Here is a 14951-nt window from a genome sequence, read left to right on the forward strand (position 1 = left end):
GCTACGGACCGGCAGGACGGGGTGCCGCCCGAACCGTGCCGACCTGCCCGGATCGCGCTCACCGGGCCGGCACCGGCTGGGAGACTGCGCAGGTGGGGACGTGGGGCGGCGGCCGGTGGGCGAGCGTGGTCCGGCTCGGCGCGCCGGGGTCCCGGGTGACCCGGCTGGAGCTCTTCTACGACCTGATCTTCACCTTCGCGTTCCTCACCGTCACCGGCCTGACCGCGAGCCGGCCCAGCTGGGTCAACCTGTTCCGGGCGCTGCTCGTGCTGGCGCTGCTCTGGTGGGCCTGGACCGGTTTCGCCGGCCTCGGCAACATGGTCCGCGCCGATCAGGGCGTGCTGCCGGTGGTCGGCTTCATCACCGGGGCGGCCACCTTCCTGCTGGTGCTGAGCATCCCGGGCGCGTTCGTCGACGAGCCCGGCGGGCTGAACGGCCCGCTCGTCTTCGTCGTCTGCTATTTCCTGGTCCGCGCCTCGCAGCTCGCGGTCTTCGGTCTGGCGGCCCGGTCCGACCCGGCCGGGTTCCGGCGCTGGCGGCTGCTCGCCGCCCTGCCGCTGGTCGCCACGGTGCTGCTGGTCATCGCCGGGCAGGTGCCGCCGCGGGTCGCCGGGGGTTCCCTCGCGGCCGCGATCCAGCTCGGTTGCTGGACCGGGGCGGTGCTGGTGGAGTACGGCGCGGGGATCGCCCTGGGCGGCTCGTACTGGGCGGTGACGTCCGCCGGGCACTGGGCGGAACGGCACGCCCTGATGATCCTGGTGGCGCTCGGCGAGTCGATCATCGCGCTCGGACTCGGGCCGAAGGCCATCAGCACGCTGCCGCTGACCGGGCCGGTGATGACGACCGCCGTGCTCGGCGTCGCGATCGCCGCGGCGCTCTGGTGGGCGTACTTCGACACCCTGGCCTTGGGCGTCGAGCAGCGGTTGCACGCCGCCCGGGAGCCGGGCCCCCGGGCCCGGCTGGCCCGGAACGCGTACACCTACCTGCATCTGCCGATGGTCGCCGGGATCGTCTTCTTCGCCCTCGGGCTCAAGGACCTGCTGGCCGAGTCCGCGTTGCCGAGCACGCCGGCCTGGGGAGAGCCGCTCGGCGGCTTCTGGGTGACCGTCCTCTACGGCGGGGTCAGCGTCTACCTGCTCAGCGTCGCCGGCTGCGCGCTGCTGGTGCTGGGCGTCCTACGCCGGCCGCTGCTGGTCGGGGTGGCGGTGATCGTCCTGGTCGCCCCGGCCGCGGCCTGGCTGCCGGAGCTGGTGGCGGTGGCGGCGCTGGCGGTGCTCTGCGTCGCCACGGTGCTGGTCGAGACGCTGAGCGAGGACGGCCGGCGGCGCCAGATCCGACAGCTCGCGCTGGAGGAGCAGCTCGCTGCCGAGGCGGAGCAGAGCCGGTGGCGCCGGCAGCACCTGTGACCCGGCCCGGGACGGTGGCGGCCGTGCCCCGGGACGGAGGGGCACGGCCGCCAGCCGAGCGGGAGTTGTTGAAGCTACAGCTCGGCGAGGGTGCCCGCGTACATCTTCTCGATCTCGCTGGCGAAGTTGCTCTCCACGCCCCGGCGCCTGATCTTCAGCGACGGGGTGATCTCGCCGTCCTCGATGCTGAGGTCGCGGGGGAGGACGGTCACCTTCTTGATCGTCTCCCAGCGGTTGAGCTTGGCGTTCAGCTCCGCCACGTAGCCCTCGACCATCTCCTGCGCCTCCGGCGAGGTGACGATGTCGGTGTAGTCGCGGCCCTCCAGCGGGCCGCCGGCCGCCCAGCCCCTGATCGCGTCCGGATCGAGGGTGACCAGCATGGTGCAGTAGTTGCGGGCCTGCCCGATCACCACCGCCTGCGAGGTGTACGGGCAGATGGCCTTGAACATGCCCTCGATGTGCGACGGCGCGATGTACTTCCCGCCGGAGGTCTTGACCAGGTCCTTCTTCCGGTCGGTGATCCGCAGGTAGCCGCCGTCGTCCAGGCTGCCGATGTCGCCGGTGCGGAAGAAGCCGTCCTCGGTGAACGCGGCGGCGGTCTCCGCGGGCAGATTGTGGTAGCCGCGCATCACCGGCCGCCCCCGCACCAGGATCTCGCCGTCGGCGTCGATCCGGCACTCCAGGTCACCCATCGCCCTGCCGACCGTGCCGATGCGCAGCCCGCCCGGCGGGTTGACGAAGTTGCCGGCGCTGGTCTCGGTGAGGCCGTACCCCTCGGAGATGGGCAGGTTGGCGGCGGCGAAGAAGGTGGCGATCTCCTTGCTCAGCGGTGCCGCCCCGGAGACGAGCACCCGGATCCGGCCGCCGAGTCGGGCCTGGAGCTTGCTGAAGACCAGCTTCTCGGCCACCGCGTACCTCAGCCTGAGCCCGAGCGGCAGCGGCTTGCCGGCCTGCTCCAGGGCGACCTTCTCCTTGCCCACCGCGACGCCCCAGGCGAAGATCTTCGCCTTCGCGCCGCCGGCGTCCTGGGCCGTGGTGACCGCCTTGTTGTAGACCTTCTCGAAGACCCGGGGCGCGCCGCACATCAGCGTCGGTCGGACCACTCCGAGCAGCTCGACCAGCTTGTCCACCCGCCCGTCCACGTAGGTGGGCAGGCCGACGTGGGTGACGCCGCAGAGCAGCGTCTTGCCGAACGAGTGCGACAGCGGCAGCCAGAGGTACTGGAGGTCGTCGTCGCGGAGCAGCCCCACCTTCTCCTGCGCCACCCCCTCCCAGCACCAGCCGCCGTGCAGCAGTTCGACGCCCTTGGGGCGGCCGGTGGTGCCGGAGGTGTAGATCAGTGTGGCCAGGTGGTCGGGGCCGATGCCGGCGACCAGCATGTCGATCAGATCCGGCTCGTTCTCCAGCGCCCGCGCCCCCCGCGCCTCCAGCTCGGCCAGGGTCAGCTGCGGGACGGCCGCGGCCGGGTCGGGCTCGCCGTCGAAGAGCACCACGTGGGTCAGCGCCGGCAGCGCGGCGCCGGCGATCTTCGCCGCCTGGGCCGGGTTCTCGGCGAACAGCACCCGCGACCCGGAGTCGGCCACGATGTAGACGGCGTCCTCCGGCTCGGTGGTCGGGTAGACGGTGGTGGTGGCCCCGCCGGCGCACATGATGCCGAAGTCGGCGAGCACCCAGTCGAGCCGGGTGTTCGCCAGGATCGCCACCGGGTCCTCCAGGCCGACGCCCAGCCCGTGCAGCCCGGCCGCGACCGCCTTGGCGCGCTGCCCGACCTGCTCCCAGCTCAGCCAGACCGGCCCCGAGTCGTCGGGGGCCGGGTGGGCGAACGCGGGCCGGTCGGGGGTCGCCGCCACGCGCTTGAGGAACATGTCCGGGATGGAACGGTACGGTACATCGAGAGCCATCGCTGCAGCCGCCTTCGGGGATGGAGGGACGTGACGGGGGTCACGCCAGTCTGCGGTTACCGAAGAGTATGGCCTGTGCCCGGCCACCGGCTAGTGCTGGCGGCCGGTGGCACGCCGCGGTCAGGCGTACCGGGAGGCGGCCAGTGACCAGTCGTAGGTGGCGCGGATCCAGTTCCGCCGGTTGGTGAGGACGGCCCGGACCGGCTCGTCGGCGCCGCTGGCCAGCGCCGCCTCCCGCTCCGCGTACTCGGCCAGGGCCTCGTTGAACCGGGTGGCCGCCGCACGCAGCGCGGCCGCCTCGTCCTGCCCGGTCTCGCCGGCGATCGTGGTCACCAGGTTGTGCGCGTCCGGCGTGCCGGTGCGTTCCTTGCCGTAGGAGAACACGTCGTTGCACCAGCAGACCAGGTCGGCGGCGAGGACGTCCAGGGCGACCAGCGCCGGATCCGCCCGCCGCCCCGCCTCGGGCAGCTGGTCGTACGCCAGATCGGTGAGGGTGAAGCTGGGCCGGGTGCCCCCGGTGTGCCGGCGCATCTGCACGTACTCGGTCACCCCGGGCACCCGTTGGTGCTCCCGGTTCGCCGCCTCCCAGAGCAGCGCCAGCAGGTACTCCCGCAGCTCCGAGACCAGGCGCAGCAGCAGGGCCGGCCGCTGCCGCGCGCGGACCCGCCGGCAGAGGTCGTCCAGCGCGACCCCGAGCGGACCCCCGCCGGTCGGCGCCGGCGCCGCCGGGTCGCCCTGCCGGTCGAGCACCGCCAGCAGCTCGGCCACGGTGGGCGCGAGCCGGGTCGGGCTGGCGCCGAGGCCGTCCTCGTCGCAGGCGTCGTCCATCACGAACAGCCAGCAGATCAGGTCGGTGAGCAGGCGCAGCCCGCCCGCCGGTGCCTCCGGGCACGCCCGGGCCGCGAGCTCCGCCGGGTTGGCGCCGGCCAACCGGCGTAGCCCCGTGGGGCTGTCGATCAGGCCCAGCTCGCGTACCCACTCGGCGCTCTGCCCGGCGACGGCTTCGACGGCAGGGTGCCGGTGTACCGGGAAGGGGGGTTCGCGCAGCGCCGAGATCGCGAAGCTCCGCATCCCTGCCCTCCCCCGTCCCACCGTCCACATTGCGGCGATGGGACAGCAGCGTACGACAGCAGGGATCGGCCACGGCCACTCGGGTCACGCATGGGTCACCGCGCCGTGACCGATTCCGGTCATCTGGCTCAAAATCCCAGGCGGGCTCTCCGTAACCGGTTCGCCGCTGCCTCCGGGCCGTCCACCTGCACCCGGGCCACCCGCTGCCGACCGGATAGAAAGAGCACCAGCTCGCCGGGGCTGCCCACCACCCGCAGCCGCTCGCCGCCCCGGCCGACGGTGCGGTCGCCGTGGCCGGGCGCCTGGATCAGCAGGTCCGCCGGGAAGCGGCGCAACCCCAGCCGGGCCAGCGTGCCGACCCGCCTCCAGAGCACCGCCGCGAATGCCGCCGGCAGGTCCCGGGGCAGCCAGCCCGGCTGTGCCCGGCGTACGTCCTCGTGGTGGATGAAGAACTCCAGGGTGTTGGCCAGCTCGTCGGTGAGCGGGTTGCTCACCGGGCTCCACACCGGCGGCCGGCGGACCCGGGCCACCAGATCCGCGTACGGCCCGGCGGCCACCCGCCGGCGGACGGCCTCGCCGTACCGGCGCAGCGGCGGCAGCAGGATGCCGCCGGCGGCGTCCAGCCGGCGTTCCCGCACCACCAGGTGCGCCGCGAGGTCGCGGGTGGTCCATCCCTCGTCGATCGTCGGCGCGTCCGGCCCCAGCTCCAGCAGCAGGTCGGCGAGCGCCTCGCGCTCCGATCGGGCGTACCGCGGCATGGCCCGATCGTAGACCGCCGATGGTCCGCGGCCGGCCGGCCGGGGTGCGGTGCGGCCCCGCCGGCGACCGGTCGGCCCGGGGGCGCGGGCAAGCGCCGTGGTCGGCGCGGGTGAGCCGGCGGACGTGACGGTGGACATATCGGCTCGGGGTCGGCGGGGCTGGCCCGGACCGGTAAGGATGTGAGAGAAAACTGCGGCTTACGGCGGGGGAACAGCGTGGCGAGCGGGACAAGTCGGGACGTCCTCGGCAGAGGGCTGCGGGTGCTCGGCCGGGCCATCCGGGAACAACCGCGGATCTTCGCGGTCGCGGTGACCGGCAGCGTGCTCTTCGGCCTCATGGTGATCGCCAGCGCGTACGTCGTGGGCGGGGTGGTCGGCGAGGTGGCCGCCCCGGCCATCGCCCGCGGCTCGGTGGCCGGCGGCACGCTCGCGCTCGCCGCGGCCGCCCTGTTCGGGATCAGCGTGCTCCGGGTGGTCGGCATCTTCGGCCGCCGGCTCGGCGCCGGCTACATGCAGTACCGGCTGCAGGCCGACTACCGCCGCCGGGTCACCCGCCGCTACCTCGACCTGCCGCTGTCCTGGCACCACCGCAACGCCACCGGCACGCTGCTCTCCAACGCCAACTCCGACGTGGAAGCCGCCTGGTACCCGATCGCGCCGCTGCCGTTCGCGGTCGGCACCCTGGTGATGCTCGTCGGCGCGGTGGTCGCGCTCTTCTTCACCGACTGGGCGTTCGCCCTGGTCGGGCTCGCGGTCTTCCCGGCGCTCTTCGCGCTCAACGTGGTCTACTCCCGCCGGATGGCCCCCCGCCAGGCCCGCGCCCAGCGGCTGCGCGCCGAGGTCAGCGGCATCGCCCACGAGAGCTTCGACGGCGCGCTGGTGGTCAAGACGATGGGCCGCGAGGCGCAGGAGACGGCGCGGTTCGCCGCCCGGGCCGGTGAGCTGCGCGACGCGCTGATCGCCGTCGGCCGGCTGCGCGGCGTCTTCGACCCGATGTTGGAGACCCTGCCCAGCCTCGGCACCCTCGCCGCGCTGGTGGTCGGCGTGCTACGCCTGCGACAGGGCGCGATCAACGTCACCGAGCTGGTCAGCGTCGCGTTCCTGTTCACCGTGCTGGCCTTCCCGGTCCGCGCCATCGGCTGGGTGCTGGCCGAGCTGCCGCGCAGCGTCGCCGGCTGGGACCGGGTGCGCCGGGTCCTCGACGCCACCGGCGAGATGCCGTACGGCGAGGCGACCCTCGACCCGGCCGCGCCGGCCCCGGCCACCCTCGCCTTCCACGACGTCCACTTCGGGTACGAGCCGGCCGAGGCCCACCTGCCCGGCACCGAGGTGCTCGGCGAGGTCACCTTCACCGTGCCGGCCGGGAAGACGGTCGCCCTGGTCGGGCCGACCGGGGCCGGCAAGTCCACCATCGCCTCGCTCGCCGTCCGGCTGGTCGACCCGCGTACCGGCGCGGTCACCCTGGACGGCGTCGACGTCCGCGACCTCACCGCCGCCTCGCTCGCCGCGAACGTGGCCCTGGTCGCCCAGGTGCCGTTCGTCTTCGACGACACGGTCCGGGCCAACATCACCCTGGACCGGCCCGGCATCGGCGACGAGGAGGTCTGGGCGGCGCTGCGGCTGGCCGAGGCGGACGGCTTCGTCGCCGCGCTGCCCGACGGGCTGGACACCATGGTCGGCGAGCGGGGCACCTCGCTCTCCGGTGGCCAGCGGCAGCGGCTCACCCTGGCCCGGGCCATCGCCGGCCGTCCCCGGCTGCTGGTCCTCGACGACGCCACCAGCGCCGTGGACCCGCGGGTGGAGGCGGCGATCCTGGCCGGGCTGCGCGCCCCGGACGATCGGCCTTCATCCGGCCCGGAGCGCCAAGCGGCGCGGAGGCCGAATCATGGCCGAGGCGCGCCCGCGTCGATCCTGGTGGTCGCGTACCGGCGGGCCACCATCGCGCTCGCCGACGAGGTGATCTACGTGGAGCAGGGGCGGGTGGTCGCCCGGGGCACCCACGCCGAACTGCTCGCCACCGTGCCCGGCTACGCCGACCTGGTCACCGCGTACGAGCAGGCCGAACAGGAACGCGAGCAGACCCGCCCGTACGACGAGGTGAGCCGCCCGCTCACCTCCGGCCTGGAAGTCGAGGTTGACCGGTGAGCACGAGTACGACGACGGCGGAGCAGGCCGAGTCGACCTGGCGGACGCTGCGGCGCGGGCTGGCCCTCTCCCCGGAGCTGCGGACCGGGCTGGCCGGCACGCTCGGGCTGGCGCTGGTCTACATGGTCGGCCGGGTCGCCGTGCCGGTGGCGGTGCAGCGCGGCATCGACCACGGCATCGTGGGCGGTCTCGACGTGGACGTGGTCGCGCTGACCGTGATCGCCACCGCCGCCGTGCTGGTGGTCACCACCGCCTGCGGCTACCTGATGATGCGTCGGCTCTTCACGGTCAGCGAGACCGCCCTCGCCGGGGTGCGTACCCGGGCCTTCCGGCACGTGCACGACCTGTCGATGCTGCACCAGCAGTCCGAGCGGCGCGGCTCGCTGGTCTCCCGGGTCACCAGCGACGTCGACCAGATCACCCAGTTCCTCCAGTGGGGCGGCGTGATCCTGATCGTCAACCTGGGCCAGCTGGTGGTGACCACCGGCGTCATGCTGACGTACTCCTGGCAGCTGACCCTGGTGGTGATCGGCGCCTTCGCCCCGGCGGTGCTGGTGATCCGGGTGCTGCAACGCCGCCTCGCCGCCGCGTACGGCCTGGTTCGCCTGCGGATGGGCACCCTGCTCGGCACCATCGGCGAGAGCGTGGTGGGCGCCCCGGTGATCCGGGCGTACGGGATCGCCGGGCGGACCGCCCAGCGGCTGGACACGGCGATCCAGGGGCAGCGGCAGGCCCAGCAGCGGGCCATCCGGATCAGCATCATGGGCAGCTCGGTGGGGGAGCTGGCCGCCGGCCTGGCCCTGGCCGGCGTGGTGCTGGTCGGGGTGAACCTCGGCGTGGACCGGACCCTGTCCATCGGGCAGCTCACCGCGTTCCTGTTCCTGGTGACCCTGTTCATCCAGCCGGTGCAGATCGCCACCGAGGTGCTCAACGAGGCGCAGAACGCGATCGCCGGCTGGCGTCGGGTGCTCGACGTGCTGGACGTCGCGCCGGACGTGGCCGACCCGGGGGAGCAGGGGCGGGAACTGCCGGACGGCCCGCTGGACATCCGCTTCGCGGACGTGACGTTCACGTACCCGGGCGGGCAGCCGGTGCTGCACGACGTCACCCTGGAGATCCCGGCGAAGAGCCGGGTGGCCGTGGTCGGCGAGACCGGCAGCGGCAAGACGACCTTCGCCAAGCTGCTCACCCGGCTGATGGACCCGACCGAGGGCGAGGTGCTGCTCTCCGGCGTGCCGTTGCGCCAGGTGCGCTTCGACTCGCTGCGCTCCCGGGTGGTGATGGTGCCGCAGGACGGCTTCCTCTTCGACGCGACCGTCGGGGAGAACGTCCGCTTCGCCCGCCCGGACCTGACCGACGCGCAGCTGGCCGCCGCCTTCACCGAGCTGGGCCTGGCGGACTGGCTGGCCGGGCTGCCGGCCGGGCTGGACACCCCGGTCGGCGAGCGCGGCGAGGCGCTCAGTGTCGGGGAACGGCAGTTGGTCGCGCTGGCCCGGGCGTACGTCGCCGACCCCGACCTGCTGGTGCTCGACGAGGCGACCAGCGCCGTCGACCCGGCCACCGAGGTACGCCTGCAGCGCGCCCTGGACGCGGTCACCCGGGGCCGGACCACGCTGGCCATCGCTCACCGGCTCTCCACCGCCCAGGCCGCCGACGAGGTGATCGTGGTGGACCGGGGCCGCATCGTCCAGCGTGGCCCCCACGACGAGCTGGTCCGCGACCCCGACTCGGTCTACGCCCTGCTCTACGCCTCCTGGCTCGAGCAGACCCGCTGACGTACCCGCCGTGCCCCGCCGCCGTACCTCACCGCCCGCGTCGATACCGCCCGCGTCGATCAGGGAGTTCGCGTCCGGATCGAGCCGTCCGCGGACGCGAACTCCTTGATCAGACTGGCGGCGGTGGGGTGGGCAGCGGGCCGGTGAGGTAGCGCTGGACGGTGGGGCCGATCATGGTGACCAGGGTTTCCGGGGCGGCGGAGGCGACCGGCTCCAGCCGGATGAGGTGCCGCATCATGGCCAGCCCGATCAGCTGACTCGCCACCAGCGACCCGCGCAGCGGCAGTTCGGCCGGGTCGACGTCGAGGTTGTCGAGCACCCGGCGCAGCACCTGAGTGGTCAGGAATTCCCGGAGCAGCCGAGCGGTCCACTCGTTGCTGAGCGCGGAGCGCAGCAGCGCCACTCCGGCGGTGCCGGCCGGCGAGTCCCACAACCCGAGAAACAGCCGGACCAGCCGCTCGCCGATGCTCTCGCGGTCCCCGGCGAGCACCTTCGGCAGCAGCTCACGGGGGTCGAACGGCGCGTTCATGGCGGCCAGGAAGAGCTGGTCCTTGGTGCCGAAGTAGTGGTGCACCAGCGCCGGGTCCACCGCTGCGGCGGCGGCGATGGCCCGGATGGACGCGCCGTCGAAGCCGCGCTCGGCGAACGCCGTCCGGGCCGCGTCGAGGATCCCCTCCCGCGTGCCCGGGTTGCCGGGTCGCCGTCCGGTACGCCGCGCCATCGCCGCCCTTCGCTGTTCCATCACTCCGCCAGCGGCCCGGTCCCGGCCAAGCGGGCCACGGACGCCGTCAGCCGCTGCGCCGGCGCAGCGTCGCCGCGGCGAGCACCAGCGCCAGCAGCGCCGACCCCGCGACGATCGCCACGTCGCGCCACATGGTCCCGGTCGCCTCGGCGTGCGCGCCGACCTCCTGCAGCGCCTCCACGGCATACGACAGGGGCAGCGCGTCGCTGATCGCCTGGAGCCAGCCGGCCATCTGGTCCCGGGGCACGAACAGCCCGCAGAGCAGCAGTTGTGGCGCCACCACGATCGGCATGAACTGTACGGCCTGGAACTCGGTGCGGGCGAAGGCGCTGCAGAACAGCCCGAGCGCGACCGCGAGCACCGCGTTGACCGCAGCGATCATGATCACGAGCCCGCTGCTGCCGGCGGTGCTCAGCCCGAACACCCAGTACGCCACGGCCGAGGCGATGGTGGCCTGCACCACGCCGGCCAGCCCGAACGCGATGCCGTAGCCGAAGAGCAGGTCGAGCTTGCCCAACGGGGTGGTGAGCAGCCGCTCCAGGGTGCCGGTGGTGCGCTCGCGCAGCATGGCGATGCTGGTCACCAGAAACATGATGATGAACGGGAAGAACCCCAACATGATCAGCGCCACCCGGTCGAAGACCGTGGGCTGCCCCGGCGGGTGGGGTTGGTCGACGTACATGAAGTAGACCAGGGTGAGCAGCACGATCGGCACCGCCACCAGCAACGCGATGGTGCGCCGGTCGTGCCGAAGCTGACGCAGGATGCGCTCGGTGGTCGCGGCCAGAATCCGCGGGTTCACGATGCCACCGCGGTTCGCGACCGCTGGGGCTCGCCACACCGGCTCACTCCTCGCGCTCATGACGCCTCCCTGCCGGCGTGGCCGTCGCGGCCCGCCTCGCTCGCTCTGATCAACCGTAGGAACGCCTCCTCCAGGTCCTGCACGCCAGTGGTGGCGCGGACCGCGTCCGGGGTGTCGTCGGCGATGAGCCGGCCGTCCCGGATGAGCAGCAGCCGGTCGCAGCGGGCCGCTTCGTCCATCACGTGGCTGGACACCAGCAGCGTGGTGCCGGCGGCGGCCATGGCGTGGAACCGGGCCCACAGGTCGGCCCGGAGCACCGGGTCCTGACCGACGGTGGGCTCGTCGAGGATGACCAGCTCCGGGTCGCCGACCAGGGCACAGGCCAGTGAGGCGCGGCTGCGCTGCCCGCCGGAGAGCGTGCCGACCAGTTGGTCGGCGGCCTCGGTCAGGCCCACGTCGGCCACCGCGCCGTCCGCCTCGGCCCGGCCGCGTCCGTGCAGCGCCGCGAAGTAGCGCGCGTTTTCCCGGACGGTCAGGTCGGCGTAGACACTGGGCGCCTGGGTGAGGTAGCCGACCTGGTGGCGCAGCTCCGCGGCGCCGGCCGGCCGGCCGAGCACGGAGACCGCGCCCGAGGTGACGGTCTGCACCCCGACGATCGCGCGCATCAGGGTGGTCTTGCCGCTGCCGCTGGGCCCGAGCAACCCGGTGACCGTGCCGCGGGGAACCGCGCAGGAGATGCCCTGAAGCACCTGCCGCCGGCCCCGCTCGACCACCAGGTCACGGACCACGACCGCGTCGTCCATGCCCGCCTCCAAAACTCATCATCTGTTGAACTCAACGCTAGTTGAGTTGTCGCCGTGGGGCAACGGGTTGACTTCGAGCGCCGTCGAACTGGGAACCTGGAAGGGTGGACATCAGCACGCGGGAGACGAGCCTCACCGTCGGTGAGGCGGCGGAACGGGTCGGCCTGACCACCTACACGCTGCGCTGGTACGAGCAGGAGGGGCTGGTCGCCCCGGTGGGGCGGGACTCCTCGGGCCGCCGGCGCTACACCGAGTCCGACGTCAACTGGCTGTTCCTGCTCACCCGGCTGCGGCGGACCGGGATGCCGGTGCGGGACATGCGCCGCTACGCCGAGCTGGCCCGGCAGGGTGACCGGACGCTGGGCGCCCGACGGGCCCTCTTCGAGGCGCACCGGACCCGGGTGCTGGCCCGGATGGCCGAACTGGAGGAGGACCTCAGGGTGCTCGACTACAAGATCGACGCGTATCGGCGGGCGGAGGAGGAGTTGGCGTGACCCGACGTCCGGAAAGGTACCCCGAGGCAGCAACCGTATTCCTCGGACAGTAACGCCCGCACCGGACACCGGGTCCGGCAACGGTCATTGCGCCGAAGATCGGACTCCGGCACCATGTCGCGGTGGGTCCCGCTCCGCTGCCCGACACCGGATTCCTCGACGAGTGGGCCGCCCGTCTCCGGCAGGCCGCCGACCGTCCAGTGATCGGCATCATGCTGCGCGGCAGCCATGCGCGGCAGGCCGCGACCGAGCACAGCGACGTCGACGTCGACGTGCTGGTCGCCGACGAGGAGGGGCCGGCGGCACCGGTCGCCGGGTCGGCGGCCCCGCCGGTCGCCGCGCCCTCGGCCACCACCCCGTACGCCGAGCGACGGGTGTACCTGGCCGAGTTCGAGGGCCGGCTGGTGCACGTCTCGGTCGCCGCCCGGGACGTCCGCTCCTGGGTCCACCGGCTCGGCCAACCGGCGGACTGGGCGTTCGGGCTGCCGGTCACCGCGCCGGCCCGGCTGATCTGGGCCGCGCCCGAGTGGCGGCGCCGGATCGACCTGCCGGTGCTCTGCCAACCCGCCGACGAGCCCCGGCTGGAGGAACTGATCGCCACCCTGGGCAAGGTCGCCGGCGCCCGGTGGGGCGGCGACCCGGTCGGGGTGCGGCTCGCCGCCGGCGACCTGGCCCGGCTCTGCCCGTCCGTGCTGCGGCTGGTCAACCCCACGGTCCGGGTGGCCTCCCGCCGGGACGCCCTCGCCGCCGCGCTGGACCTCCCGGTCGCCCCGCCCGGCTACCGCGACGACATGCTGCTCTGCCTCGGGCTGCGCCCCGGCGGCACCGGCGAGGTCGCCGCCGCGGCCGGCCGCCTGGTCACCGGGGTCGTCCCGCTGGTCCGCCCGTGCGCCGGGGAGATCGCCGCGGTGGCCGGCGCCGACCTGGCGGACGCGCTGGTCGACGGCCGGCTGGACCGCTACCTGGCGCAACTGACCCGCGAGCTCGGCGGTCTCGGGGCCACCTCCCGGGACACGTCGGCGGTGCCGGCGCCGCGTGCGGGAGAATGGCTCACCGTGCCCGCCTCTGACGCGCCGCTGACCGGCGCCCCCGCCAGCTCCGGCGGTGCCGTGGCCCCCGGCCCGGCCCGCCCGTCCCGGCTCGACCCGGCCATCGCGGCCCGCCTGCGCCGTACCCCGGACGGCCTGGTGGCCGCGGTGGTGCGTCAGCACGACTCGGGCGAGGTGCTCATGGTCGCCTGGATGGACGACGAGGCGCTGCACCGCACGCTGACCACCGGCCGGGCCACCTACTGGTCGCGAAGCCGCCAGGAGTACTGGGTCAAGGGCGCCACCTCGGGCCACCACCAGTACGTGCGCTCGGTGGCGTTGGACTGCGACGGGGACGCCCTGCTGATCAGCGTCGACCAGGTCGGCCCGGCCTGTCACACCGGGCACCGCACCTGCTTCTTCACCGAGCTGCCGGTCAGCTTCCCGGAGGCGACGTCATGACGGACGGCACGATCAGCCCGGACCAGGGCGCCTTCGCCGAACTGGCGGCCCGCTGGCGGGTCGTGCCGGTCACCCGCCGGCTGCTGGCCGACGCGGAGACCCCGGTGGGCGTCTACCGCAAGCTCGCCGGCGGCCCGGGCACGTTCCTGCTGGAGTCCGCCGAGCAGGGCGTCGGCTCGGCCGGCATGGCCTGGTCCCGGTACTCGTTCGTCGGCGTGCGCAGCGCCGCCACCCTCACGGAACGGGACGGCGCGGCGGTCTGGGTCGGTGAGCCGCCGGCCGGGGTGCCGTCCGCCGGTGACCCGGTGACGGTGCTCCGCGAGACCGTCGCCGCCCTGGCCGGCCCGGCCTGGGACCCGGCCAGCGGGATGCCACCGCTGACCGGGGGCATGGTCGGCTACCTCGGGTACGACCTGGTCCGCCGCTTCGAGCGGCTGCCCGAGCTGACCGAGGACGACCTCGACGTGCCCGAGCTGGGCATGATGCTCGCCACCGATCTGGTGGTGCTCGACCACTACGAGGGCTCGGCCGTCCTGGTCGCCAACGCGGTCCTGCCGCCGCTGGACACGCCCGGCCGGGCGGAGCTGGTCGCGGCGGCGTACCACCACGCGGTGGGGCGACTGGACGCGATGACCGCCGCCCTGTCCCGACCGATTCCGCCCATGATCTCGACGGTCGCCCGGCCCCCGGCCGGCGACGTGGCCTGCCGTACGGCCGAGGGCGGCTACCCGAAGGCGGTGGCGGCGGCCAAGGAGGCGATCCGGGCCGGCGAGTGCTTCCAGATCGTGCTCAGCCAGCGGTTCGAGCGGGACACCCACGCCGACCCGCTCGACGTCTACCGGGTGCTGCGCACCACCAACCCCAGCCCGTACATGTACCTGCTGCGCTTCGACGGCTTCGACATCGTCGGCTCCTCGCCGGAGGCGCACCTGAAGGTGAGCACGGGCGCGGACGGGCGGCGGCGGGCGCTGCTGCACCCGATCGCCGGCACCCGGCCGCGGGGCAGCTCCCCCGAGGCGGACGCCCGGCTCGCCGCCGAGCTGCTCGCCGACCCGAAGGAGCGCGCCGAGCACGTCATGCTGGTCGACCTGGGCCGCAACGACCTGGGGCGGGTGTGCCGTCCGGGCACGGTCGAGGTGCCGGAGTTCGCCACCATCGAGCGGTACAGCCACGTCATGCACATCGTCTCGACGGTGGTGGGGGAGCTGCGCCCGGAGTGCACCGCCTTCGACGCGCTGGCCGCCACCTTCCCCGCCGGCACCCTGTCCGGGGCACCGAAGGTGCGGGCCATGGAGATCATCGAGGAGCTGGAGCCGGTCCGCCGGGGACTCTACGGCGGCACCGTCGGCTACTTCGGCTTCGGCGGTGACCTGGACATGGCCATCGCGATCCGGACCGCGCTGATCCGCGACGGCCGCGCCTACGTGCAGGCCGGGGCCGGGGTGGTGGCCGATTCCGATCCCGCCGCGGAGGATCAGGAGACGCGGAACAAGGCCGCCGCAGTGCTCGCCGCGATCGCCGCCGCCGAGACCCTGCGGCCGGCCCGGTGAGCGCGAGGAGTGCA

General features: G+C 73.9%; 12 protein-coding genes and 1 pseudogene. 7 read left to right on the forward strand and 6 right to left on the reverse strand.

The features are described from left to right. The first annotated feature begins 92 nt into the window (after nt 1–92). Nucleotides 93–1406, forward strand: coding sequence for a low temperature requirement protein A (locus tag ABZ570_RS04575; RefSeq protein ID WP_358056755.1), 1314 nt, complete (start codon nt 93–95; stop codon nt 1404–1406). Nucleotides 1407–1480: 74 nt separating this feature from the next. Here the strand turns inward: ABZ570_RS04575 and ABZ570_RS04580 are convergent, their stop codons facing one another. The 3 genes from ABZ570_RS04580 to ABZ570_RS04590 all read right to left on the reverse strand — a co-directional run bounded on the left by ABZ570_RS04580 (nt 1481) and on the right by ABZ570_RS04590 (nt 5136). Continuing rightward, the gene (locus ABZ570_RS04580; protein WP_358056757.1) at nt 1481–3307 is read right to left on the reverse strand and encodes a long-chain fatty acid--CoA ligase; all 1827 of its coding nucleotides are present in this window, start codon (nt 3305–3307) and stop codon (nt 1481–1483) included. Nucleotides 3308–3427: 120 nt separating this feature from the next. Next, nucleotides 3428–4378 carry a terpene synthase gene (locus ABZ570_RS04585; protein WP_358056759.1) on the reverse strand — a complete coding sequence of 317 codons (951 nt, stop codon included), beginning with the start codon at nt 4376–4378 and terminating at the stop codon, nt 3428–3430. A 128-nt stretch (nt 4379–4506) separates the two neighbouring features. Further along, nucleotides 4507–5136 (reverse strand): TIGR03085 family metal-binding protein, encoded by a 630-nt coding sequence (locus ABZ570_RS04590; protein ID WP_358056761.1) that lies wholly within the window; start codon nt 5134–5136, stop codon nt 4507–4509. A 216-nt stretch (nt 5137–5352) separates the two neighbouring features. Here ABZ570_RS04590 and ABZ570_RS04595 point away from each other — a divergent pair, with 216 nt between their 5' ends. Together ABZ570_RS04595 and ABZ570_RS04600 are read left to right on the forward strand one after the other, a co-directional pair. Then, on the forward strand, nt 5353–7281 hold the full coding sequence (locus ABZ570_RS04595; protein WP_358056763.1) for an ABC transporter ATP-binding protein: 1929 nt from the start codon (nt 5353–5355) through the stop codon (nt 7279–7281). After that, on the forward strand, nt 7278–9056 hold the full coding sequence (locus ABZ570_RS04600; protein WP_358056765.1) for an ABC transporter ATP-binding protein: 1779 nt from the start codon (nt 7278–7280) through the stop codon (nt 9054–9056). The genes ABZ570_RS04595 and ABZ570_RS04600 overlap by 4 nt, the downstream gene beginning before the upstream one ends. 109 nt (nt 9057–9165) lie before the next feature. On the opposite strand, the gene ABZ570_RS04605 is transcribed toward ABZ570_RS04600, so the two are convergent. The 3 genes from ABZ570_RS04605 to ABZ570_RS04615 all read right to left on the reverse strand — a co-directional run bounded on the left by ABZ570_RS04605 (nt 9166) and on the right by ABZ570_RS04615 (nt 11403). Next, nucleotides 9166–9777, reverse strand: a complete 612-nt coding sequence (locus ABZ570_RS04605) for a TetR family transcriptional regulator (protein ID WP_358056851.1) — start codon at nt 9775–9777, stop codon at nt 9166–9168. Between the two features lie 67 nt (nt 9778–9844). After that, entirely contained in the window at nt 9845–10600 is a 756-nt protein-coding gene (locus tag ABZ570_RS04610; RefSeq protein WP_358056767.1) for an ABC transporter permease, read from the reverse strand. 56 nt (nt 10601–10656) lie between these two features. Then, the gene (locus tag ABZ570_RS04615) at nt 10657–11403 is read right to left on the reverse strand and encodes an ABC transporter ATP-binding protein (RefSeq protein WP_358056769.1); all 747 of its coding nucleotides are present in this window, start codon (nt 11401–11403) and stop codon (nt 10657–10659) included. Nucleotides 11404–11507: 104 nt separating this feature from the next. Between ABZ570_RS04615 and ABZ570_RS04620 the strand changes: the two genes are divergently transcribed. The 4 genes and pseudogenes from ABZ570_RS04620 to ABZ570_RS04635 all read left to right on the forward strand — a co-directional run bounded on the left by ABZ570_RS04620 (nt 11508) and on the right by ABZ570_RS04635 (nt 14937). After that, nucleotides 11508–11897: a MerR family transcriptional regulator gene (locus ABZ570_RS04620; protein WP_358056771.1), complete on the forward strand. Its 390-nt coding sequence runs from the start codon at nt 11508–11510 to the stop codon at nt 11895–11897. A gap of 212 nt (nt 11898–12109) precedes the next feature. Further along, nucleotides 12110–12772 (forward strand): annotated as a pseudogene (locus ABZ570_RS04625) (phosphoribosyl-AMP cyclohydrolase); the annotation flags it as partial. Nucleotides 12773–12952: 180 nt separating this feature from the next. Then, nucleotides 12953–13387, forward strand: coding sequence for a phosphoribosyl-AMP cyclohydrolase (gene hisI / locus ABZ570_RS04630; protein ID WP_358056853.1), 435 nt, complete (start codon nt 12953–12955; stop codon nt 13385–13387). Then, entirely contained in the window at nt 13384–14937 is a 1554-nt protein-coding gene (locus ABZ570_RS04635) for an anthranilate synthase component I (protein WP_358056773.1), read from the forward strand. The genes hisI and ABZ570_RS04635 overlap by 4 nt, the downstream gene beginning before the upstream one ends. Nucleotides 14938–14951: the final 14 nt, after the last annotated feature.

It is taken from the genome of Micromonospora sp. NPDC007271 (genome assembly GCF_040634005.1).
Lineage (GTDB): Bacteria > Actinomycetota > Actinomycetes > Mycobacteriales > Micromonosporaceae > Micromonospora.